The organism is Rhodococcus sp. RCBS9 (genome assembly GCF_029457415.1).
Classification (GTDB): Bacteria; Actinomycetota; Actinomycetes; order Mycobacteriales; family Mycobacteriaceae; genus Rhodococcus_F; species Rhodococcus_F qingshengii.
Genome location: NZ_CP120422.1, coordinates 1,107,244 through 1,127,831, shown reverse-complemented (window position 1 = coordinate 1,127,831; position 20,588 = coordinate 1,107,244). Strand labels below are relative to the sequence as shown.

Annotated in this window: 20 protein-coding genes and 1 riboswitch; of the genes, 7 read left to right on the top strand and 13 right to left on the bottom strand. The window is 63.5% G+C overall.

Annotated elements, in window-relative coordinates:
• Positions 1-7 precede the first annotated feature (7 nt).
• Positions 8-994 (top strand): LLM class F420-dependent oxidoreductase, encoded by a 987-nt coding sequence (locus P0M12_RS05315; RefSeq protein WP_030535352.1) that lies wholly within the window; start codon positions 8-10, stop codon positions 992-994.
• Between the two features lie 9 nt (positions 995-1,003).
• Here the strand turns inward: P0M12_RS05315 and P0M12_RS05310 are convergent, their stop codons facing one another.
• From P0M12_RS05310 to P0M12_RS05290, 5 genes are all read right to left on the bottom strand, one after another.
• Positions 1,004-1,666, bottom strand: coding sequence for a DUF3239 domain-containing protein (locus tag P0M12_RS05310; RefSeq protein WP_007733514.1), 663 nt, complete (start codon positions 1,664-1,666; stop codon positions 1,004-1,006).
• Positions 1,667-1,739: 73 nt separating this feature from the next.
• On the bottom strand, positions 1,740-3,818 hold the full coding sequence (locus tag P0M12_RS05305; RefSeq protein WP_064687600.1) for a hypothetical protein: 2,079 nt from the start codon (positions 3,816-3,818) through the stop codon (positions 1,740-1,742).
• 102 nt (positions 3,819-3,920) lie between these two features.
• Positions 3,921-5,579, bottom strand: coding sequence for a DNA repair helicase XPB (locus P0M12_RS05300; RefSeq protein WP_003940219.1), 1,659 nt, complete (start codon positions 5,577-5,579; stop codon positions 3,921-3,923).
• A 180-nt stretch (positions 5,580-5,759) separates the two neighbouring features.
• The gene (locus P0M12_RS05295; RefSeq protein WP_007733511.1) at positions 5,760-6,836 is read right to left on the bottom strand and encodes an alcohol dehydrogenase catalytic domain-containing protein; all 1,077 of its coding nucleotides are present in this window, start codon (positions 6,834-6,836) and stop codon (positions 5,760-5,762) included.
• On the bottom strand, positions 6,833-8,026 hold the full coding sequence (locus P0M12_RS05290; protein WP_162113731.1) for an LLM class flavin-dependent oxidoreductase: 1,194 nt from the start codon (positions 8,024-8,026) through the stop codon (positions 6,833-6,835). The genes P0M12_RS05295 and P0M12_RS05290 overlap by 4 nt, the downstream gene beginning before the upstream one ends.
• Before the next feature lie 216 nt (positions 8,027-8,242).
• Here P0M12_RS05290 and P0M12_RS05285 point away from each other — a divergent pair, with 216 nt between their 5' ends.
• Together P0M12_RS05285 and P0M12_RS05280 are read left to right on the top strand one after the other, a co-directional pair.
• Positions 8,243-8,554: a hypothetical protein gene (locus P0M12_RS05285; protein ID WP_003939736.1), complete on the top strand. Its 312-nt coding sequence runs from the start codon at positions 8,243-8,245 to the stop codon at positions 8,552-8,554.
• Between the two features lie 54 nt (positions 8,555-8,608).
• Positions 8,609-9,259: a TetR/AcrR family transcriptional regulator gene (locus tag P0M12_RS05280; protein WP_003940633.1), complete on the top strand. Its 651-nt coding sequence runs from the start codon at positions 8,609-8,611 to the stop codon at positions 9,257-9,259.
• A gap of 424 nt (positions 9,260-9,683) precedes the next feature.
• Here the strand turns inward: P0M12_RS05280 and P0M12_RS05275 are convergent, their stop codons facing one another.
• Entirely contained in the window at positions 9,684-9,809 is a 126-nt protein-coding gene (locus tag P0M12_RS05275; RefSeq protein WP_003940363.1) for a hypothetical protein, read from the bottom strand.
• Positions 9,810-9,896: 87 nt separating this feature from the next.
• Entirely contained in the window at positions 9,897-12,221 is a 2,325-nt protein-coding gene (locus tag P0M12_RS05270) for a helicase-associated domain-containing protein (RefSeq protein ID WP_256082622.1), read from the bottom strand.
• Between the two features lie 60 nt (positions 12,222-12,281).
• Here P0M12_RS05270 and P0M12_RS05265 point away from each other — a divergent pair, with 60 nt between their 5' ends.
• A complete protein-coding gene (locus P0M12_RS05265; RefSeq protein ID WP_019744939.1) occupies positions 12,282-12,470 on the top strand; it encodes a hypothetical protein in 189 nt (62 codons plus the stop codon).
• Positions 12,471-12,553: 83 nt separating this feature from the next.
• Here the strand turns inward: P0M12_RS05265 and P0M12_RS05260 are convergent, their stop codons facing one another.
• Positions 12,554-13,117, bottom strand: a complete 564-nt coding sequence (locus P0M12_RS05260) for a transglycosylase family protein (protein WP_003939675.1) — start codon at positions 13,115-13,117, stop codon at positions 12,554-12,556.
• An 8-nt stretch (positions 13,118-13,125) separates the two neighbouring features.
• A riboswitch (cyclic di-AMP (ydaO/yuaA leader) is annotated at positions 13,126-13,346 on the bottom strand.
• A gap of 383 nt (positions 13,347-13,729) precedes the next feature.
• Here P0M12_RS05260 and P0M12_RS05255 point away from each other — a divergent pair.
• Positions 13,730-15,127: a YncE family protein gene (locus P0M12_RS05255; protein WP_058226123.1), complete on the top strand. Its 1,398-nt coding sequence runs from the start codon at positions 13,730-13,732 to the stop codon at positions 15,125-15,127.
• A 94-nt stretch (positions 15,128-15,221) separates the two neighbouring features.
• Here P0M12_RS05255 and P0M12_RS05250 read toward each other — a convergent pair whose 3' ends face one another.
• Entirely contained in the window at positions 15,222-15,611 is a 390-nt protein-coding gene (locus tag P0M12_RS05250) for a YccF domain-containing protein (protein WP_003939919.1), read from the bottom strand.
• 33 nt (positions 15,612-15,644) lie between these two features.
• Positions 15,645-15,872, bottom strand: a complete 228-nt coding sequence (locus P0M12_RS05245; RefSeq protein WP_003940194.1) for a hypothetical protein — start codon at positions 15,870-15,872, stop codon at positions 15,645-15,647.
• A gap of 215 nt (positions 15,873-16,087) precedes the next feature.
• Here P0M12_RS05245 and P0M12_RS05240 point away from each other — a divergent pair, with 215 nt between their 5' ends.
• Positions 16,088-16,501 (top strand): cold-shock protein, encoded by a 414-nt coding sequence (locus P0M12_RS05240; RefSeq protein WP_007733502.1) that lies wholly within the window; start codon positions 16,088-16,090, stop codon positions 16,499-16,501.
• 88 nt (positions 16,502-16,589) lie between these two features.
• Here the strand turns inward: P0M12_RS05240 and P0M12_RS05235 are convergent, their stop codons facing one another.
• The 3 genes from P0M12_RS05235 to P0M12_RS05225 all read right to left on the bottom strand — a co-directional run bounded on the left by P0M12_RS05235 (position 16,590) and on the right by P0M12_RS05225 (position 19,678).
• Entirely contained in the window at positions 16,590-17,057 is a 468-nt protein-coding gene (locus P0M12_RS05235) for a DUF2771 domain-containing protein (RefSeq protein WP_223304425.1), read from the bottom strand.
• A gap of 26 nt (positions 17,058-17,083) precedes the next feature.
• Positions 17,084-18,778, bottom strand: a complete 1,695-nt coding sequence (locus tag P0M12_RS05230; RefSeq protein ID WP_175280096.1) for an MFS transporter — start codon at positions 18,776-18,778, stop codon at positions 17,084-17,086.
• A 69-nt stretch (positions 18,779-18,847) separates the two neighbouring features.
• Entirely contained in the window at positions 18,848-19,678 is an 831-nt protein-coding gene (locus tag P0M12_RS05225) for a glutaminyl-peptide cyclotransferase (protein ID WP_075834166.1), read from the bottom strand.
• Positions 19,679-19,716: 38 nt separating this feature from the next.
• Between P0M12_RS05225 and P0M12_RS05220 the strand changes: the two genes are divergently transcribed.
• A complete protein-coding gene (locus P0M12_RS05220) occupies positions 19,717-20,538 on the top strand; it encodes a DUF3027 domain-containing protein (protein ID WP_030535360.1) in 822 nt (273 codons plus the stop codon).
• Positions 20,539-20,588: the final 50 nt, after the last annotated feature.

Here is a 20,588-nt window from a genome sequence, read left to right as displayed (position 1 = left end):
TCGCTACATGCGATTCGGACTGTTCGTACCTCAAGGCTGGCGTCTGGACCTGGTCGGCATCGACCCCGCAAAGCAGTGGGAGGTAATGCGAGACTTCACGCTGCGCGCGGAGGCAGGGCCGTGGGAGTCGGTGTGGGTCTACGACCACTTCCACACCGTTCCCCAGCCGACGGAAGAAGCGACTCACGAGGCGTGGACATTGATGGCCGCACTCGGTGCGTCGACCTCGCGTATCCGACTGGGCCAGATGTGTACCGCCATGAGTTACCGAAACCCGGCGTACCTCGCCAAGGTCGCCGCGACCACCGATCTCATCACGGGTGGACGCGTCGAGATGGGCATCGGCGGCGGCTGGTACGAGCAGGAGTGGCGCGCATACGGCTACGGCTTCCCCTCTGCCGGTGAGCGTCTGGGCCGCCTCGACGAAGGAATCCAGATCATGCAGCAGGCGTGGTCGACCGGCAGCTCGACGCTCGACGGCAAGTACTACCAGGTCGACGGAGCGCTGTGCCGTCCACTTCCGTTGCAAGAGGGCGGAATTCCCATCTGGGTTGCCGGTGGCGGCGAGAAGGTCACACTCAAGATCGCGGCCAAGTACGCGCAGTACACGAACTTCGACGGCACCCCGGCCGGCTTCGCGCACAAGTCCGAAATCCTGAAGAAGCACTGCGACACCGTCGGTAGCGATTTCGACGCCATCGTCCGTTCGGCCAACTACAACGTGGCCATCGGCGCGACGGAATCCGAGGTGGCTCAGCGGTTGGAGACACTGAAGGCCCGACTGACGCCGTTGGTCGGCGAAGCTGCCGCCGATGCGTCGCTCGATGCGTTCCGCGGAATGCCTGCCGTGGGTACACCCGAGCAGATCATCGAGAACCTGTCGGCGCTCGAGGCGCAGGGACTCGAGTACGGAATCTTCTACTTCCCCGAGGCCGCGTACGACACGTCGGGAATCGAGATGTTCGAGAAGGAAGTGCTGCCCGCGCTCGCGTAACCGTTGGGGCTAGCGCAGCGAGTCAGGAAGATCGGCCGGGTTGATCAGAACCCGGCGATCGGGGTGGGTGCGAACTTCTTCGGAATCGGGAATCCGGCTCTGCAGGAAGTTCCACTCGCTCGCACTGACAGCAGCGATCGCGCGTGCCAGCACTGCCGAGTCCTTGGTCCCCCACTCGATCGGCATGGGACTGACCATCTGCCACGTGTCAGCCTTGCTGCGGGTGGAACGATCCGAACGCAGTGCGACCGACGGAATGCGGTCGCCGACTCGCCACTTCGGATTGAGTCGAACGTTGCGGCTGACGAGCGCGTACTGCGGTGCTCCGGCCGCCGGCTTCGCGATGTCGATCAATGCCGTCAAGGTCGCCGCTCGAGGGTGAACCTCGGTGACGATCGCGGGAACCAGTGGGTTGTCCGCATACAGAGATTCGACGCTTCCCACCTTGCGAGGTGCCCACACGGCAACCCACAGGGAACTGGCCGCACCGATGGCGAGGACTGCGCCGATGATGATGGACCACACCTCGCCCATGCTGATCAACCAGGCCCCGACCGCGGCGAGGACGATCGCGAAGATCACCGCAGAAATCTGCAGGCGGCGTACATCGGCCAGTGTGTCGTTGACCGACTTGGCGTGAGCCTTGTCGACGGTGAACTGGAAGTCAGCCACGAAAAATTCCTTCGGTGGTGCCGGACGATCTAGGACCGGCCCCCGATCGCCCGGGGACCGTCCACCAGCGTAGCTAGTTTCGCGCGCGCTCCCACATCTGCAGGTAAGCCTCGGCGCCGCGGCTCATGTCCTCGATGATGGTGTCGCCGTCGGCTCCCGCGGCGATGCGCATGTCCGCGATCCAGTCGGGAATCATCCCGTACTGCGCCACGCCGTCGGTGTTCACGTCGAAAACCCGGGTGCCGGCGCGCTGCTGGTCCATGACCGTGCCGTCGAAGGCGGTGTACGGATATTGCAGCGGATTTTCTGCGGCGTCGCCGCGCGGTGCGGCCTGCGGCCCGAAGCCGTTGGTGTCGGCGCCGTAGCCGAAACCGAAGTAGTAGTTCTCGCTTCGCATCGCCCGTGCGTCCCGCCACTGGTCGATGAACCCACGCTCTTCGGGCTTTTCGTCCGATGCGTCGAGTTGTCCGGCGTACAGGGCGACAAATCCGCCGAGTGCGTAGATCCGCTTGTACAGGCTCGGGTCGCTCCAGCTGTGACTGGAAACGACGCCGGAGTAGTTCGCAGCTTCGAGAATATCGAGAGCCGCTTCGGCGGTCTTGACGCTCATGTGATCGATGTCCACGATCATCCCTCGGTCCATCAAACCTCGGATCGTGTACGCGCCGAGGTCGGTCAGGCCGTGCGAATTGCATTGCGGACCAGAGGGGTACACCGGAAGCGTCACTCCGGGTGGGAGTACCGCGAGAAGATTCTGTGCGCCGTCGACCTTGGTGGGCAGCACATTGTCCTCGGCAACGCCGGTGCATGGTTCCGACTGCCAGAACTCCCCGGTGCCCAGGTAGTTGCCGATATTGACGGCCACTCCGGTGACGCCGCCGTCGAAACGGGCACCGCCGAGGGCGTTGTCGAACTTGTGCGTGACGATCATCTGCCGGACACCGAGGTCGTACAACTCGTCCAGGCCGCGGTCGATGTCGTCCTCGGTGCACTGCGGAATACCGTTGCGCACAGAGCAACCGAAGGGTTCGGACACCTCCACCCCGAGGGTGACGGCCAGCTTTCCGTCGGCGGCCACCTGCCTGGCCTGTTCCGGCGAGCTCACGATGCGGAACCAACCCCGGCCGGGACCGCCGTACTGGGCGTCGATGTAGTCCTGGAGTTCGCGTGTCTGCTGCGCCTGGATCCGGACGGTCTCCATCTCGTCACAGGGATTTCGCTTGCTCGGATACAGCTCGCACAGGACACGATTGGCGACAAAGAGATTGGTGAAGATTCGCAGCCCGCCACGCCAGGCCCGCTCGACCCACTTGTAGTACGTCTGCTCGTGCGTCAGTGAATCGTGCGCCGGCCAGTCGGCGAAACTCGGCCAGCCGGTGGTGTCGTGAGTTTCGAAGGGATTGCCGTACGACAGAACGTTTTCGAGGAGCGCCGGTATCCCGTCAGGTTGATGGTCCGGGCAGTCGACGAGCGCTGCGGTGACGCCCTGAGGATCGAAAGGTCGGCCGCAGTGCAGGTTTCCGCCCATGAACTCGGAAGCATTCATGTGCACGTGTGTGTCGATGAATCCGGTGACTTCACCGTTCGGTCCGATTTCTCCCGGAACGCCGTTTGCGCCCACCTCCGCTTCGGGGAAATCGGCGCAGCCATCGCGCGGGATCAGCGTGAACGCAGATTCGGGAACGTCACCGGGATCGGACATCGTGAGCATCAAATCTCGCGAGATCAGTTGACGGCCGTTCGAGGTCGCGGTCAGAACGAACGATTCACCGGTGGACATCACGGTCCAGTCGGTGGAGGGAGTTGCTTCGGAAGTGGCGAGTACCGAGTCCGCGCCGTCGTGCGAGAGCATCGACCCGTCCGGGCCGTACAGCATGAATCGACCCAACTGGGCCGCATGTAGCCGGAACGGTTCGGCGTCTGCGGCTTTCGTTACGTCGGTGAGGTACGCCGACCCGTCACGACGGACGAAATCACCAGACTCGGTGCGCAGCGCGAAGCAACCGTTCGCAAGTGCGTACACCGAGTTCTGCGCAGTAGGAGCAGGACTCGGTGCCGCGGCGCTGACGCCGGTCGCGGCGACTACGACGGCGGCAGTCAGCAGCGAGATGGTTCCGGCGAGCCGACCCCGTAGACGTGGAACTGAGCGCATGGTGCTGGTGACCCCCGGCCGATGGACACGACTGTGACAGGGGACACTCTACAGATAACTGGACGTATGTCCATTTGATTCTGCAACGTGTTGCAGAAATGCTCAGCCGATGGCAGGTCCGAGCAGGTCATCGGCGTCGGTGATCCGATAGGCGTAGCCCTGTTCGGCGAGGAATCGCTGACGATGTGCCGCGTACTCCGCATCGAGAGTGTCGCGCGAGACCACCGAATAGAAGTGAGCCTGACCGCCGTCGTGCTTGGGTCGCAGTAGGCGTCCGAGTCGCTGCGCTTCTTCCTGTCTCGACCCGAAGGTTCCCGAAACCTGCACGGCGACAGATGCCTCCGGAAGGTCGATCGAGAAGTTCGCGACCTTGCTCACCACCAGCGTCTGGATCTCACCGTTACGGAACTGATCGAACAGGATCTCGCGTTCCTTGTTCTTGGTGGATCCCTTGATCACCGGGGCGTTCAGGGCTTCGCCGAGTTCGTCGAGCTGATCGAGATACGCACCGATCACCAAAGTCGGAGAATCGGGGTGCTTGGCCAGGATCGACTTCACGACCGCAATTTTCGTGTGAGCCGTCGAGCACAGTTTGTAGCGCTCCTCCGGTTCGGCGACGGCATAGGACATGCGCTCGGCGTCCGTCATCGTCACTCGCACCTCGACGCAGTCGGCCGGTGCGATCCAGCCCTGCGCTTCGATGTCCTTCCACGGAGCGTCGTAGCGCTTGGGTCCGATGAGCGAAAAGACGTCGCCTTCGCGTCCGTCCTCACGAACCAACGTCGCGGTCAGGCCGAGACGGCGGCGTGACTGCAGGTCTGCCGTCATCCGGAAGACCGGCGCGGGGAGCAGGTGTACCTCGTCGTAGATCACCAGTCCCCAGTCTCGGGAATCGAAAAGTTCGAGGTGCTTGTACTCGCCCTTCGTGCGACGTGTGATCACCTGGTACGTGGCGATCGTGACCGGCCGAATCTCCTTGCGCTCGCCGGAGTATTCGCCGATTTCTTCCTCGGTCAACGATGTACGCGCGATCAACTCACGCTTCCACTGACGACCGGCAACGGTATTGGTGACGAGGATGAGGGTGGTGGCCTTGGCCTTTGCCATCGCTGCGGCGCCCACCATCGTCTTGCCGGCGCCACACGGCAGCACGACGACGCCCGAACCGCCGGCCCAGAACGAATCCGCTGCCATCTGCTGGTAGTCGCGCAGTTCCCAGTGGCCCTCTTCGAAAGCGAGATCGATCGGGTGCGCTTCGCCGTCCACGTAGCCGGCGAGGTCCTCGGCCGGCCAGCCCACCTTGAGCAGCATCTGCTTGAGGCGGCCGCGTTCGCTCGGGTGGACGATCACGGTGTCGTCGTCGACCTTCTCACCGAGCATCGGCGAGATCTTCTTGTGTCGCATCACCTCGGTGAGGACTGCGCGGTCGAGGCTGACCAGGATGAGGCCGTGCACCGGGCTCTTGACCAGCTGTAAGCGTCCGTACCTGGCCATCGTGTCGACGATGTCGACCAGCAGCGGTTGTGGAACCGCGAATCGTGAGTACGACACGAGCGCGTCGACAACCTGCTCGGCGTCGTGTCCGGCGGCGCGGGCATTCCACAAGGCCAGGGGAGTGATGCGATACGTGTGGACGTGTTCGGGGGCCCGTTCGAGTTCCGCGAAGGGGGCGATTGCCTGCCTGGCATCGCCGGCGCGCTCGTGGTCGACCTCCAACAGCAGCGTCTTGTCGGATTGGACGATCAACGGTCCGTCGGTCACGGAATCCTCCTAGTGAAACAAACGCGGCAGCCACAGAGCGTTGCGCCGCGTTGTCGGCTGACGCCAACCCTGCCATTGTCCTGGTATCGGGGCGCAGACGCCAACAGGCGACGCTCGCACAGCCCGAAGTAGAGGTGCCCGAGTGCGAGCACCCCTACGTCAACAGGGCAGGATCGACCGCTATTCCGGGAGGCCCGCGGGTAGTACGAGGATCTTCACGTGTTCGTCGGGTGCGCGCAGAGCTGCGAAAGCGTCCGAGACTCCATCCAGACCGACCCTGCCGGTGATGATCGCTTCGGCGTCGATCTCGCCGTCGGCGAGCCTCTGCAGGGTGATGTCGTAGGCATTCTCGTAAGGACCGTGACCGAAGTTGATCGAGATCCTCCGGAACTGCCCGACGACGGGAATGATCGTCTCGTCGCCGAACGGCGCAGCCAGAACCTGAATCCGCGAGTTGAACGGCAGAGTGTGCATCAGTTCTCCGATGACTCCCGCCCGACCGCTGCATTCGTAGGCGATCAGAACTCCGTTCGCGGCCTGGCCGACAAGCTGGTTGCCTTCGGCGATCATTCGATTCCACAGTTCGATCGGATCCTGCTCGGCCGGATCGACGACGATGTCCGCGCCCATCTTCGCGGCGAGCTCGCGTCGTTTGGGGGAGGGCTCCGACGCGATGACGATCTGCGCTCCGCGCGCTTTCGCGGCGACGATGGCGCCCAGTCCGATCGTTCCGCAACCGATGACGAGCGCCGAATCGGCCGAGGTGAGGCCGGACTGTTGGAGATGCATCTCGCCGACGTGGAGAGGTTCGGCAAGTGTGGCGTGCTCGAGTGACAGGTGGTCGGGAACTTTGCGGACCCAGAACGCGTCGACGACGATGTGATCGCCGAACGCGCCGTGGTACTCGTTCGAGTAGCCGATGATCGTCGGGATCCCGGTAGCGGTGTCGGTGGCCAAGCCGATGCCGGCCACCCGATCGCCGATCGCGAAATCGTCTACTGCAGAACCGGTCTCGGAGACGATACCCGCGTATTCGTGCCCCAGCACCACTGGCGCGTCCGGATCGAAGGTGGCGAGCGGGTAGCCCCCGTCGTGCGCGACCTGAACGAAGCGGCACGGGTCCTTCGACATGCTCAGGTCGCTGCCGCAGATCCCGCAGGCGACGACGTCGATGCGGATCTGATGGGGTGCCAACGGCGGCGGGTCGGCGATCTCGGTGACCGCGAATTCTCCCTGCTGGAAACGGACGGCTCTCATGCGCGCACGGCTCCCGTCTCGGCCGGCCGGCCGTAGTAGTCGGTATGGGCTTTGGTGATCGCTCCGACCAGCCCGCCGATCAGGTATTCGCGATTGTCCTCGGCGAACTGCATGCTCGCCTGACGCCCGACATTTCGCTTCCGGAAGTGCGGGACCACCTCGGAGGCGAACAATTCGTAGCTGCGTTTGGTGTCCTCCCAGCTCGCCATGTCGACGTGAAGGATCAAGAACGTGCCGAACCCTCCCGTCTTCTCGATCAGACGCTCGATCTGTGCGATCGCATCTTCGGGGGTACCGATGATCGCCTGACCGAACTCGCCGAGCGTGTCGTTGCGCCACTGATCGATGATTCCGGCAGGTGTATCTGCCCAGGCCGGGTTCTGGCCGGTCTGTCGATTCACGTAAGAAGCCATCGATCCGATCCGCCGGCTCACGGCGCGCTCGGCCTCGGCTCGGGTCTCGGCGATGAACATCGGATTGACCACACGCCACGTCGCTCGGTCGGCGCGGTGGCCGTGTTCGGCCGAGACCTTCTCGTACACATCCCAGTTGCGATCCAGTGCGTCGAAGCCGCTGGGTGAACTCGCCGCCAATGAGAGCAGGGAGAGGCCGTTCTTGCCTGCGAGCACCGAACCGTTGGGAGAAATCGTGGACGCTGTCACTGTCTCGATGCCGTCCGCGCGATAGGTGGGCAGCTGTGCGCGTGCGTCACGCAACGTGAACCAGTCGGTTTCCATGTTGACGACCTCGCCGCGAAGCAACGCGAGAATGGCCTCGAGCGCTTCGCCCTGGCGACGACGCTGGTCCGACGGGTTGATGCCCATCATGTGTGCATCGAGGGGGATCTTGCCCGGGCCGGTGCCGAAGATGAGCCGTCCGCGGGTCTGCAGATCGAGCTGAGTGATGCGGTCGGCCGTGATCAACGGGTGGTGATAGGGCAGAGACGTCACGCCTGTGCCGAACTGGATGCGCTCGGTTCGCTCTGCGGCGGCCGCGATGAACATGTCCGGGGCAGGCACGATCTCGGCGCCGGTCGAATGATGCTCACCCATCCACGCTTCTTCGAATCCGAGGTGGTCCAGGTGTGTCATGAGGTCGATATCGCGTCTGAGTTGCAGGGCGGGATCGGCGTCGAGCGGGTGGTACGGGGCGAGGAAGGCTCCGAAGCGGATGGACGATGCGGACCACACGATGACAACTCCTGTCGACAGGGGAGTGATTTGGATCACTCGCTCTGATCGAGATGTCTAACATGGATCAACTGATCCAATAAGTTGAGCCTCCCGCACAGTGGGAGATTTGTAATCACCTGTAGTTCAACGTTATCTGGTGCAATGACGTCGGATATCGTTGTTGCAAGTCGATCGACTGAACCAAGTTACTTTCCGAAGGAGTATTGAAGAGGTATGCAACTGGACGTCACAATCACCCCCGACTCCTCGACCGTCGAACTGAACAGTGTCGACGACTTCACCAGTCTCTCGGTCGTCGTTGGCGGCGACGATCGATCCGAGACTCTGAGTCGGGTACTGGAACCGTGGGGGGAACTCGAGGGGGATCACGTCTGGCTCGACATCGGCCACTTGGAGCAAGCCGTCGCTGCCCGGATCGGAAACACCGAGTGGAGACAGAAGTTCTCCGCGATGGTGGACTACGCACGCGCCCACGGCTGGGTGGATCGCGACAACAGGGTGCGAGCACACCGTGAATCACTCTGACTCCGCGTTCGCCACGGTTGAGACGTTTGTCGAGCCCGTGCGAAGCTCGTTCGTATGACCGACTCCCGGCAGAACCGTCAAGGCGACGCGACGCGTCTGCGTTTGCTCAAAACTGCTGAACGGCTTTTCGCGACAGAGGGATTGGATGCAGTTTCGCTGCGCTCGGTCAATGCCGCGGCCGGTCTCGGGCCGTCATCGGTCCACTACCATTTCGGAACCAAGGACGATCTGGTCGCAGCGGTGCTGTTGGACATGGGAACGTCGGTGCGAGATCAGATCAGCGCGAACGTCGACGCCCTCTCCGCCGACAAGACGCCGCCGACGGTCGAGGCGCTGGTACGGGCCGTCACTGCGCCCTACAAGGCATTGCTCCTTCGCCATCGCACGCGGGGAATGCGATGGATCAGAATCGTCACGCAGATCTCGCAGCCGCAGATGTCACGACCGGGCCATCCAGCCCTCGAGGCGACCGAGTTGCACCTGCGTGAACATCTTCTCGACCAGGTCCGTCGTACTTTTCCTGCTACCGATCCCGAACGGCTCGAGACTCGCTGGGCGATTGCCTTGATGGGCTTCCTCCAGGCGTTGAGCCGGGCGGACGATTGGAGCGGAAGTGGCAAGCCGCTCGCGCCGGAGCGGCTTGCCGACTTCTACGAGGACCAGGTCGTCTTTCTGGTCGGTGGTGTGCGGCAGTTATTGGGGTGAGCGCCTAATCGATGCGTCTCCTATTTCTGCGCGACCACTGACTTCCGCATTTCCATTACATGAGTAATAGCTTCGGAAATTCCGGACCGGTAACCGATATTCTTTTCGGAATCACCCGGAGTGGAATCAAGCTCCGATTCGAGTCTCGTTTGAATGCGGTCCAGGGTATGGATTGTTCTTTTCACGATGGTTGATTCTCTTTCTGCGGTAAATCCGATAGAAGTATTCCGGATTGCCGAGCGTGTTCGTCGAGGACGCAGAGTGAAGCGAGGGTCATGCCCGCTGCGTACCCGCGCGAGCGTGCGTCAGTTCCTCGATTACGTGACTTGAACAGGTTGAACGTTTCGTGCAGGTGCACAAGGGTGTCGGTGGGGGCAGGCATTGGTCAGCTTCGCAATCAGCTCGTCTTCTCTGGACTTTGCTGTCAGCTCCGCTTCCGCTTACGGATGAACTCGGAAGACTCCGCAGATTTCGCCCGCTTCTCCGCGCGGCGTTCCTTGATCGACTGGGCGGGTTTCTTCATGTTCTTACCCGGCGCCTTGTCAGCCATTGTCGCTCCTCATTTTTCGAAGTGGCAATCACAAACTGACCTCGACCATACTTCATTTACAGAAAAAAGCCAGTTGCTTCTTTTTTGCTACTTTTTTCCGGAGTCGACGGGGCTGACGGAAGTAATTCGGTGCAACGTGAAACGGCGAACCGCGCCGCTCGCGGGGTCGAAGGCGTCCAGCTGTCCGCCGCCCACGCTGACGGGGTCGACGATGCGATGCGTCGCGACCCCCTGGGCGTCGACGTAGCCGATGTTGACGCTCGAATTGTCTCGGGCCGCCGTGGCCAGCAAGGCGATGGTGGCGGCGTTGTTCTCCCGTGAACCGTCCGTTCGCACTCCGCCGCGGCCGGGGGCGGAAGCACGGTCTCCGGCCCGCATCGTGCGGACCAACGACGCCAGCTGATCCGCCGACGGGCTCGCCGGCATCCTCGACGCCGGTCGGCTGCGACGGTTGGGTACACGTGCCCCGCGTGGGCGGAGATCGACCAACGTGCCCGAGGAGTCCTCACCTGCCGGCGCGAATCCGGCGGCTCGCAGCTCGGTCAGGACTTCGCGGAGAGGGGCCTGCGAAATCGCGACGGTGGGAGCCAAGGCGCGCAGTGCCAACGGCTCGGCCACTGCGGATGCGAGGACCTCCGCCAGCAGTGACGCGTCCTCACATCGAATGAACGACGCCGCCACTCCGGCACGCAGTCGTCCGTGTCGACGGGCGACATCGTCGATCAGATACGAAAGTGATTGGGGGACAGGAGTCTTCGATTTCGAAGCGAACATCGCATGCAGTTCGGTGGCCGTCAGACCGGCGTCGAGCGCACGACGCACGCTGTCCTCGCTGATGCGGTACATAGACGCCGATCCGGCCGACTCGATGTCTGCGACCAGGCTCACCTGCTCGAGCAGGTCCGGTACCAGCGGGCCGGGCGCAACCAGAGTCAGATCCGCCTGGACCAGGATGTAGTCGATGGGCTCGGGTAGCGCGGACTGCATTTCGGCTTCGGCGTCCCCGCCGTGCAGCAAGGCTCGTCCAGGTGACGACAACGCGCCGCGGGCCACCAGCCCGAGAGCAGCGGCCTCGTCCAGAGTCCGCTCGATCGCGAACGTCCGCAGGCGCCCGCTCCATCGCGGGCGTCGCCACGCCAGCAGCCGACTTACCTCGACGGCCGACGCGGTCTGGCCGCTGTCGAGTTCGGAGAGCAGCCCCAGAATGGCCTGACGATCTCGCGGAGCCGCCGGAGCGCGGCCCTCCTCGGACAACGCCGCGATCGGCTTGTCGGTGGAATCGCGCAGCCCGATCATCCACGGGACTCGAGGTACGTCGACCCAGGCGGACGCCAGGACCTCCCACCGTCGCGCTGTGGATGCGTTCAGCCAGCCGTCGACCGCAAGCGTGGGCGTCCAGTATTCGTCCGCGTTGTCCGAGACCGGCGCCGGATCTGGTGTTCCACTGGCGATGAGTCCGGCTGCCGAGAGCAACTCGACAAGTAGGCTCACGCGCGCTTCGTCGAGATCGGCCGTCTTGGCCACGCGTCGTAGTTCTCGAACACCGAGCCCACCGGCTCGCAGTGCGGGGGCCGGCGCTGCGCCCAGAACAGCGATCGCGTTCTCGCATTGGCGTACCAACTCGAGCGCCTCGCCGGCTGCTGCGGCGTTCACGTCCGCCGGCTTGAGTTTGTCGCCCCCGATGACGGGTGCGGTCAGCGTCGTCGGATCGAAAACCGGCTCGCCGCGGATGACCTGACGAACCGTCGCCGGAAGCTCGACGGTCTGCTCGTCGAGCCACCGCAGCAGGCCGGCCGCCAGCAGTCGTTGAACCGGGCGCTCAGGCGGCGTTCCGGGGGCAGCGTCGCGGGTGCGACCGATCGGGCTGGAGTTGGCGAGTGTCTCGAGGAGATCCCGCTCGCGGGTGTCCAGAGCGTTGAGCGCAGCCGAGATCTCGGTCTCGGTCATCGCCTCGGCAGGTTCGAGGGCGCGCCCCACACGCCACGGAATCATCCCGATGACTGCCGGGACGACGCTGATGGGATCGACACCCCAGATGAGGGCGGACGCGCGCATCTTCGACAGAGACTTGTCGACGGCCTTCTTGGTGACCTTGCCCTTGCCGGTCAGCGCTCGTTCGGCGATCGCACTGTTGAGCTCCGCCCGCGTCATCGGAGTTTCCTCGGCGCCGGCCAGTGCCAACAATTCGAGAAGACCGAAATCGAGGGTGTCGAGTTCGTCTGCGGCTCGGCTGACCGACGCGCGTTGCTGTGCCCGACCGCTGAGAACCACCATCGTGCTCGGCGGCGGTACGGCCAGATCGGGGCGCAGACGCAGCAACTCCGTCAACTCGGCGTCACTGCGCGCCGAGAGCCAATCGGTCAGACTTTCGGCTGCGGAACTGCCCGCCGGGGTGCCACGTGTTTCGGTCATCAGGTATCAGATTAGAGACCTGGTCTGTACGGCGTAACGGCGTCCTGTCAAAATGACTTCGTGGCCAACAATTCGAAGCAACACTATGTAGATCCAGGATGGCCGGAAACTGCAGACGGAGATCACGCAGTGACCGAATTGTCATCGACCCGCGCAGGTGGACTTTCACCCTTCGGCGAGGACACCACCTTTCCGGTTCCGGTGGAGTCACTTCCTTACGTACACCCGCACACCGTCATCAACCGATAACAACTCGACACGAAGAAGGCCCGCACCGAATCGGTGCGGGCCTTCTTGATGTTCGAGCGTCCGAGCGGACAGTCTTGCCGGTGTTACTTGAGGAACGACTTCGCGGTGTCGGCGACTGCGAGGATCTGCGGGTCGACCGGGATGCCGTTGGCCTCGGCGAATGCGATTGCCTGATCGATGGCGTCGGCGACCGGGTGTGCAACGGTCTGTGCGACCTGCTGCGCCGGAGCCGGAGCTGCCTGAGGAGCCGTGGTGGCCGGAGCGGAACGCTCGGTGGCGCCGCTGCTCAGCCCGAGGCTGGAGGAGCAGGACGGCCATGCGCCCCAACCCTGGTTTGCGAGAACACGCTCGGCAACAACGATCTGCTGCTCGCGAGTGGCCTGGTTTGCGGTGGCTGCGTACTGTCCGCCGCCGTGTGCGTTCCACGTGCTGGGGGAGAACTGCAGTCCGCCCTGGTAACCGTTGCCTGTGTTGATGGCCCAGTTTCCGCCGGCCTCACACTGGGCGAGACGATCCCAGTCGGAGTCGGGGGCAGCGTTTGCGGTTCCGGTGGCTGCAATTCCTGCTACGCCCATGATGGCGCCGGTGACGGCGACCTTGGCGACAGTGCGGCCGGTGGTGGTGGGCTTGCGATGGCGTCCGCTCATGATGGTCGAAATCCTCTCCACACGCGCCTGCGAGGTCAGCTGTCGGGTTCGGGCTGAGAGGTCGCCCGGCCTCGCCTTTCCTGGCTGGAAAGGGTCTGGCTTCACCCCAAGATTCGGTCTTGCGATCGAACCGGTGTCCACTGGAGAACTTTTCTGTTCTCACAGAGGACTTTGGGTCCCCCGTCCTCGTCCCTGGAATGCTCTGTCGGAAGTCCGGTACCCGCGGGACAAGGCTTGGCGCGGCGGGCCGGAGGTGGCCGAGTTTCCCGGCCGAAAACGACGGTAACGGCTCGAGTCGCTCGTGTCACCATTTGATAACGCGGCGTGGCGAAGGACGTACAACGCGTCACACAAAGCGCAGGAGACTCTTCCCAGGTAGGTGGGGGTGACTGAGTGAATGTCCGGTTGTGTCCGTTCCGTTATCCATCCGTAATGTGAGCAAGGTCACACGTTATGTGGAAATAGAATTTCGGGCGATTGAGAGGTGTGTCGATCCGCGCCCAGGGTGTGGCCCGTGTCTCAACATCGAGATTGAAACTTAGGTTAGGTTTGCCTGACTTGCCTCGATTGGGCAGGTTTCGCAGAGTCTTCCAAAGAAGTAGGGCACCCCTCATGAAACTGCAATACCGTCGGCGTGCGGTCACCGCGTCACTCGCCGTCGCCGCTGCTGCTGTCGGCCTGGCCGTCACTGCTCCCGCTGCACACGCCTCACCCGAGGATCCGACACACGGTGTTGTCGGAAGCTATTCCGCAACCCAGCCCGGCGACATCGTCGTCGACTCGGCAACCCACCGCGGATACATCACGCAGTACGGCGGACCGACCAGCTCGTTGTCCGTCGTCGACACGAACACCGGCAAGTCCGTCGGCACCATCGACGGCGTCGTCGGTTACCCGTCGGCACTTGCCGTCGACTCAGGCCTCGGACGCGCATACGTGTCCTCCTCCTACGGCGGCGCGATCTCGATTGTCGACACGAAGACCGGGAAGGTCGAAAAGACGGTCACGCTGAGCGAGAAGAACCCCGACGGCTCGCGTCCGCAGATCAACGATGTCGTCGTCGATCCCACAACACACCGCGCGTACTTCTCGGACTACAAGTCCGGCAACATCCGAGTCGTCGACCCCAACGCCGCCGACGCCGTGTCGAGCATTCTGGTCCACAAGTCGGCAACGCCGACCAAGCTCGCCTTCGACAGTGTCCGTGGCTTCCTCTACATCGCGGACACCAACTTCTTCGACGAGAATTACGGCCGCACGCTGTGGCAGGCGGACGTACGCAAGGGCGGAGCACTCAAGTCGATCGTGCGTGCCGACAACCTCTACCCGGTCGACGTCGATGTCGACACGAACACCGGCAACATCTACATGACCGACACCCGGGCAACCAACCTGTGGGCGATCACCCCGGCCGGCGCGGTTCTGTCGAAGACCACGCTGTCTCCGACTGCGATTCCCAACGGCGTGGTCGTCGACGCTGCGGCAGGCATTGCATATGTCGCGGACGTCATGAACGGACACCTGTGGTCGGTCGATCTGACGACCCGCGCCACCACCGCTCTGACCGATACCAAGGTTCCGGCACTGGAGAAGGTCAAAAACCTCGCGCTCGACACCTCGACCGGCGCCATCGCGTCGACGACCAACGGGGGCAAGGTGACAGTCGTTGCTGCGTACCCGCTACCCGCGACCGTCGAATTGCCTGCCGCTCAGGTAGGTAAGGCGTATTCGCAGAAGCTCACTGCCGCCGATGCGCGCGCAACCTTTGCACTCACCAGTGGCACTCTGCCCGGCGGACTGTCCCTCGCACAGGACGGCACCATCTCGGGTACCCCCACCGCTGTCGGCAGCGTCACCGTCGAGGTCACTGCGAAGAGCGTGCTTTCGCGTGCTTCGAGCGTGACCATCGTGGTCTCCGAGGGGCCGGTCGGCCCCGTCGATCCGGGCAACCCGGGAACGGGTACCGGTTCGCTCGGTAACCTCCCCGGACTCGGTAGCCTCGGCCGCTGATACGACCTGATACCAGAGAACCCGACCACAGCAACTGCTGTGGTCGGGTTCTTCGGTCCGCGGGCCCGCTATGCGTAATCGACGCGGTCCACGACTATGCGTAATTCACCCGGTCCACGTCGACGATCTCCTTGCCGAGCGGCATCAGCGAGATCGGAATCATCTTCAGGTTCGCGACCGCGAGCGGAATTCCGATGATCGTGATCGCCATCGCGACGGCGGTGACGATGTGTCCGATCGCCAACCAGATACCGGCGATGATCACCCAGATGACATTGCCGATCATCGAACCGACACCAGCGGTCGGCTTGTCGACGACGGTCTTACCGAACGGCCACAGTGCGTAGATGCCGATGCGGAATGCCGCGATTCCGAAGGGAATCGTGATGATGAGGATGCAGCAGATGATGCCTGCGGCGAAGTAACCCAACGCCAGCCAGAAGCCGCCGAAGACCAGCCAGATCACGTTCAGGAGGATTCTCATGGTCAGTGACCTTTCGGTTGGAGGCGGGAGTGATCAGCGCACGCGTCGACCGGATCTGAGCGTGTAGACGATGGCCAGAAGGAAGCCGATCGGGCACGCGAGTGCTACCAGGTACAACGCCAGGCCGGGTGGGGTGTCGCTGAAGATATGGACTGCGAAGATGGCCACGATCGCCAGGAATCCGACGATGAACAGTGCCATCGCCGTACGGAACAGACCGTTTCCGGTGCCGGAAGTGCGCGGGTTCGGTTGAGGGTCCACACCTACGAGGATAGTGCCTGTAAACCTGGGTGCCGACCCGGGTTCGTCCCAGGTAGACTGTTAACAGACTGCGCGCCCCGCTGAAGCAAGTGTGGGGCGCGTTCTTTTGCATTCTTCCACCGGAAGCGATGCGAGCAAGGCCATGAGGCTCTTCCGAGAGCCTCCCGAGCACATTGGGGCAGACGCCCCAGTCGAGTGATGAGCAGGTGAACGCGGTGCCGACCGGCAAGGTGAAGTGGTACGACGTCGAAAAGGGTTTCGGCTTTCTGTCGCAGGAAGAGGGCGAGGACGTCTACGTCCGTGCTTCCGCTCTCCCCGAGGGCGTCGAAGGCTTGAAGGCCGGCCAGCGCGTCGAGTTCGGCATGGCTGCGGGCCGCCGCGGTCCGCAGGCACTGAGCCTGAAGGTACTCGAGCCGGCGCCGTCGTTGCGGGGCGCTACGGCGACGCGTCGTGAGCCCGTCGAGCGTAAGCACACCCCTGACCAGCTGCACGGCATGGTCGAGGACATGATCACGTTGCTCGAGGCGAAGGTCCAGCCGGATCTGCGCAACGGCAAGTACCCGGACCGCAAGACCGCTCAGCGGATCTCCGAGGTCGTCCGGGCCGTCGCTCGCGAGCTCGACACCTGATCGCTCGATACGAGCTGCCATACACGGCTTCGAAACAAAATGCCCTGCACACCAATCGGTGTGCAGGGCATTTTCGATGTTCCGGGGATCAGGCGGTCTTGATCGACCAGATCAGCAGTCCCTGTTCGCTTCCCTCACCGACGGCGAGGTGGATTTCGACGCCGACCAGTTGCTTGACGGGATCGCTCGAAGACTCGACCGTCACTGCCAGGGCCTCGCCGGGCTCGAAGACTCGGGGCTCACCGGTCTGGTTGCCGTCGGCATCCTCGTAGACGGCGAGCAGTGCCCACTGCGCATCCGAGACGTCCGTCGACAACGACAGCTGCAGCGGGTAGCCCGCTGGAACGTCGAGTGCGTAGATGTCGCCCACCTGGGCGCACTGGGACAGGTCGATGGTGCAGAAACCGGCAGGGTTCGTTTCGATCGTCTTGCCGTGTGCGTATGCAGTGATGACCGGCAGCTTGTCGGGGTCGTCGTTGATGTTCTTGATGATCACGAAAAGAACGGAGACGTAAGCAACCAGTGCCACCACCATCAGGACACTGATCGCTGCCACGATCTTCTTTGTTCTCGAGCGCATCATCACTGCGGAGTACTTCCTTGTCCTCGGTTGGATTTACCGGTGTAAATCACTTCGGTCACTTCTTGTTCGGCCAGATCGGGTCGCTTCCCGCCGAGGCCGGGCAGGAGGCTGCTTCCTCGGTAGCTCAGGAAGGTCTGCAGAAGCCCGATCGTCAGGAACACCGATACAACAGTGAACCCGATCCAGTATTCGGTCGGAAGCAGAACCCCCAATGCGCCGCCGAGTACCCAGCTCAGCTGCAGAACCGTCTCGGATCTACCGAATCCGGACGCGATCGATTCCTCGGGCAGGTCGTGCTGGAGTGACGCGTCGAGTGAGACCTTGGCGAGCGCGCTGGCGGCCGATGCGATGAGCGTGGCAAGCGCGGCCGTCATGAGGTTGTCCGTCAGAGCTGCGATCACCGCGATGATCCACACCGACGCAGTACACCGGAGCACGATCAAGGCAGGCCGGCCGAGCTTGAGGCGCGCACCCGTGGCATTTCCGGCGAAGTTACCCAGACCGGCTGCTGCGCCGACCAGGCCGAGCATCATGGCCTGCTGGAGCGGCTCGTGATCGGTGCGTGATTTGGCGACGAACGCGATGTAGAGCGTCAGGAAGCCGGTGAGCACGCGAATGGTGCCGTTGCCCCAGAGTCCGATGATCACGGCGCGTCCGAGAGGCTGACGGACCTTGGCAGGTTTGGCGTCCGGCTGCGGTGGGGCGCTGCCGGCGTGATGCGCTTCGTCCGGGTGGTAGGTGATGGTCGCGGGAACCTCACCCTCGGTGACCTCGACCCACGACGGGATTCGCATGCTCAGATATGCGCCGAACACGGTGACGGCGACCGCGAACCACAAGGCGCCGGTGGAACCGAAAGCCAGCGCGAGCGCACCTGCGACAGCGCCGGCCCCGATCGTTCCACCGATCAGCCCGAAGACCGTCAGACGCGAATTCACGCGCACCAGGTCTATTTCCGGTGGTAGGACGCGTGGTGTCACTGCGCTCTTGAGCACCGAGAACGATTTACTGAGCACCATCATGCCGAGCGCGGCCGGATAGAGGATCCAACTGTCGAAGTTGAAGACCAGGATCACCGCGAGGAGCGTCCGGATTCCGAACGACGACGCGAGTGCGATGCGGCGTCCGCGCTGCAACCGGTCGAGCATGGGGCCGATGAGCGGTGCGATGACCGCGAACGGTGCGATCGTGATCAGGAGATAGAGCGCGACCTTGGTCTTGTCCTCGCCCGTCGCGGCCGAGAAGAACAGCGTGTTGGCCAGAGCGACGGAGATCGCCGCGTCGGTCGCGTTGTTCGTCATCACCGCGTAGGTGAGAGCGGTCAGACCGGACTTGTCCGCGCCGTCGGCCTTCGCCGCGCGCTGGAAGGTCGCGATGCCCTTGTTCGTCAGTTCGCGGCTGCGCATCGCTGCGACGCGAGTGACGGTGAGCTTGCGAGGCATCGGTGGAGCCTTGGGAGCGTCCGCCCCCGGCGTCTTCGAACCGGCCGCGAATTCGGAGTCTCCCCGCGATTCGGGAATCGGATGCAGCGGTGGCAAAGGCGTGCGACGGGCAGCGGGACGGGCCGAAGGTGGGTAATTGTCCGGGCGGGCCGCGGGTGGGTAATTGTCGTAACCGGGGTGCACCTGTTGCCCCTCCGGCTCGTCGTGGATTCGCCGAGTTTCGGGGTCGTAGGGTTCGCGCGGTCCGGTCACCACTCAATTCTGTCCTAGTGTCGGCGCGGCTACCACGCACACCCCTGCGAGTCCTGTGTCATGTCGGACTCAGTTAACAAAACGGACTTCGAACATCTGCGGCCAATACTTGCCGGTGAGCAGGAATCGATCGGTACCGGGAATCTGCGCGATGCCGTTGAGAACGTCGACGGTGCTGGTCGATCCGTCCGCGACGAGTTCTTCGCGTAGCGGCGAAGCGTCGTACACGTTCGTGACGCTGCCGTCCGACGGGTCGATTCGGACGACGGTGTCCGTGGTCCAGACATTGGCGTAGACGGAGCCGTCTTCGGCGCATTCCAATTCGTTCAGCTTGCCGACGGACTCCGAAGATCTGGTGACGTCGACGGTCGAGATCGACGCGAAGGTTTCGGGATCGCGAAAGGTCAACGTGGCCGAACCGTCGCTCGAGACCAGCCGATCCCCGAGCGAACAGATTCCCCATCCCTCGGTGTCGAGTGGGAACCGCCCTCGTTCGGTCAAGGTGTCCTTGTCACGGGCGATGGCAACGCCGTCTTTCCAGGTGAGTTGCCACAGTGTGTCTCCGGCAACCGTGATGCCCTCACCGAACAACGGCGGGTCGAGATCGGCACGCGCAACTTCCGGTCCCGAAGCGGGGGACTGCTCGTCGGAGATCTCGCTCGAGCGCACCCAGGACTGCCCGACGCGTCCGGTGCTTTCGTACAACCGGTTTCCGTCGATCTCGAGGCCCTGCGTGAACGCGTCGGGATCGTGCGCGGACACTCGAACGATCTCGACGGAGCCGGTTTCGGACGTGAGGTTGTCGGGAGCGCCGGGGGAATCGGAGCACCCCGCCAAGGCCGAGGCGATCACGGCGACCACTGCAAAAGTGCGCACGGAATTGGCGTGTGACCTACTCATCTGCCCAGCATGGCAGCCCAGTGCGTTGCGGACTTGCGGTGGTGCGGCAAACTGGAGGAGTGAGTGTTGCTACTTCTCCAGAGCGTGCAGTGCCGCGCCCAGTACTGGCCGATGCGGTCGAGCTTGCCCGAAAGGCAGTCGTCGACCTGCATGAAGGCGGTGTGGGGGCATACCTCGGCGTGACGTCGGAGGACGAATTTGCCGCCACCCATCGATTTGCAGCAGACATTCCGGGATACCGCGGTTGGCAGTGGGCGGTTGTCGTCGCTGCCGGACCGGAGGACACCCACGCCACGATCAGTGAGTTGGCGCTGTTGCCGGGTCCCGACGCGTTGGTTGCGCCGGAATGGCTGCCATGGGATCAGCGGATTCGTCCCGGCGATCTGTCCGTCGGTGACCTACTCGCCCCGCCGGCCGAGGATCCTCGCCTCGTTCCCGGCTACGTCGCCACCGGTGACCCGGAAGTCGACGAGGTAGCTCTCGAAATCGGGCTCGGCCGCAAACAGGTCATGAGCCGCGAGGGCCGACTCGATGCCGCGCAGCGTTGGTTCGACGGTGACTTCGGCCCGGAGTCGGAGATGGCGAAGGCCGCGCCGTCGACGTGTGGACTGTGTGGATTCTTCCTTCCACTCGCCGGTTCGCTGCACGCAGCGTTCGGTGTGTGCGGAAACGAACTCTCCGCAGACGGCCGTGTGGTCAGCGTGTCCTACGGTTGTGGCGCGCACTCGGACACCAGCCTGCCGCTCGGTGCGGGCTCGCCGCAGTTCGACGCATTCGACGACGGGGCCGTCGAGCTGATTGCGGTGCCCGCTCGCCCGTCGAGCGCTGTTGCAGTTGAGGATTCGGTATCCACCGAGTAGAAGATCCGTTCGGTACGGACGCACTCCGCGAGGCGACGCTGCGCGCGTGG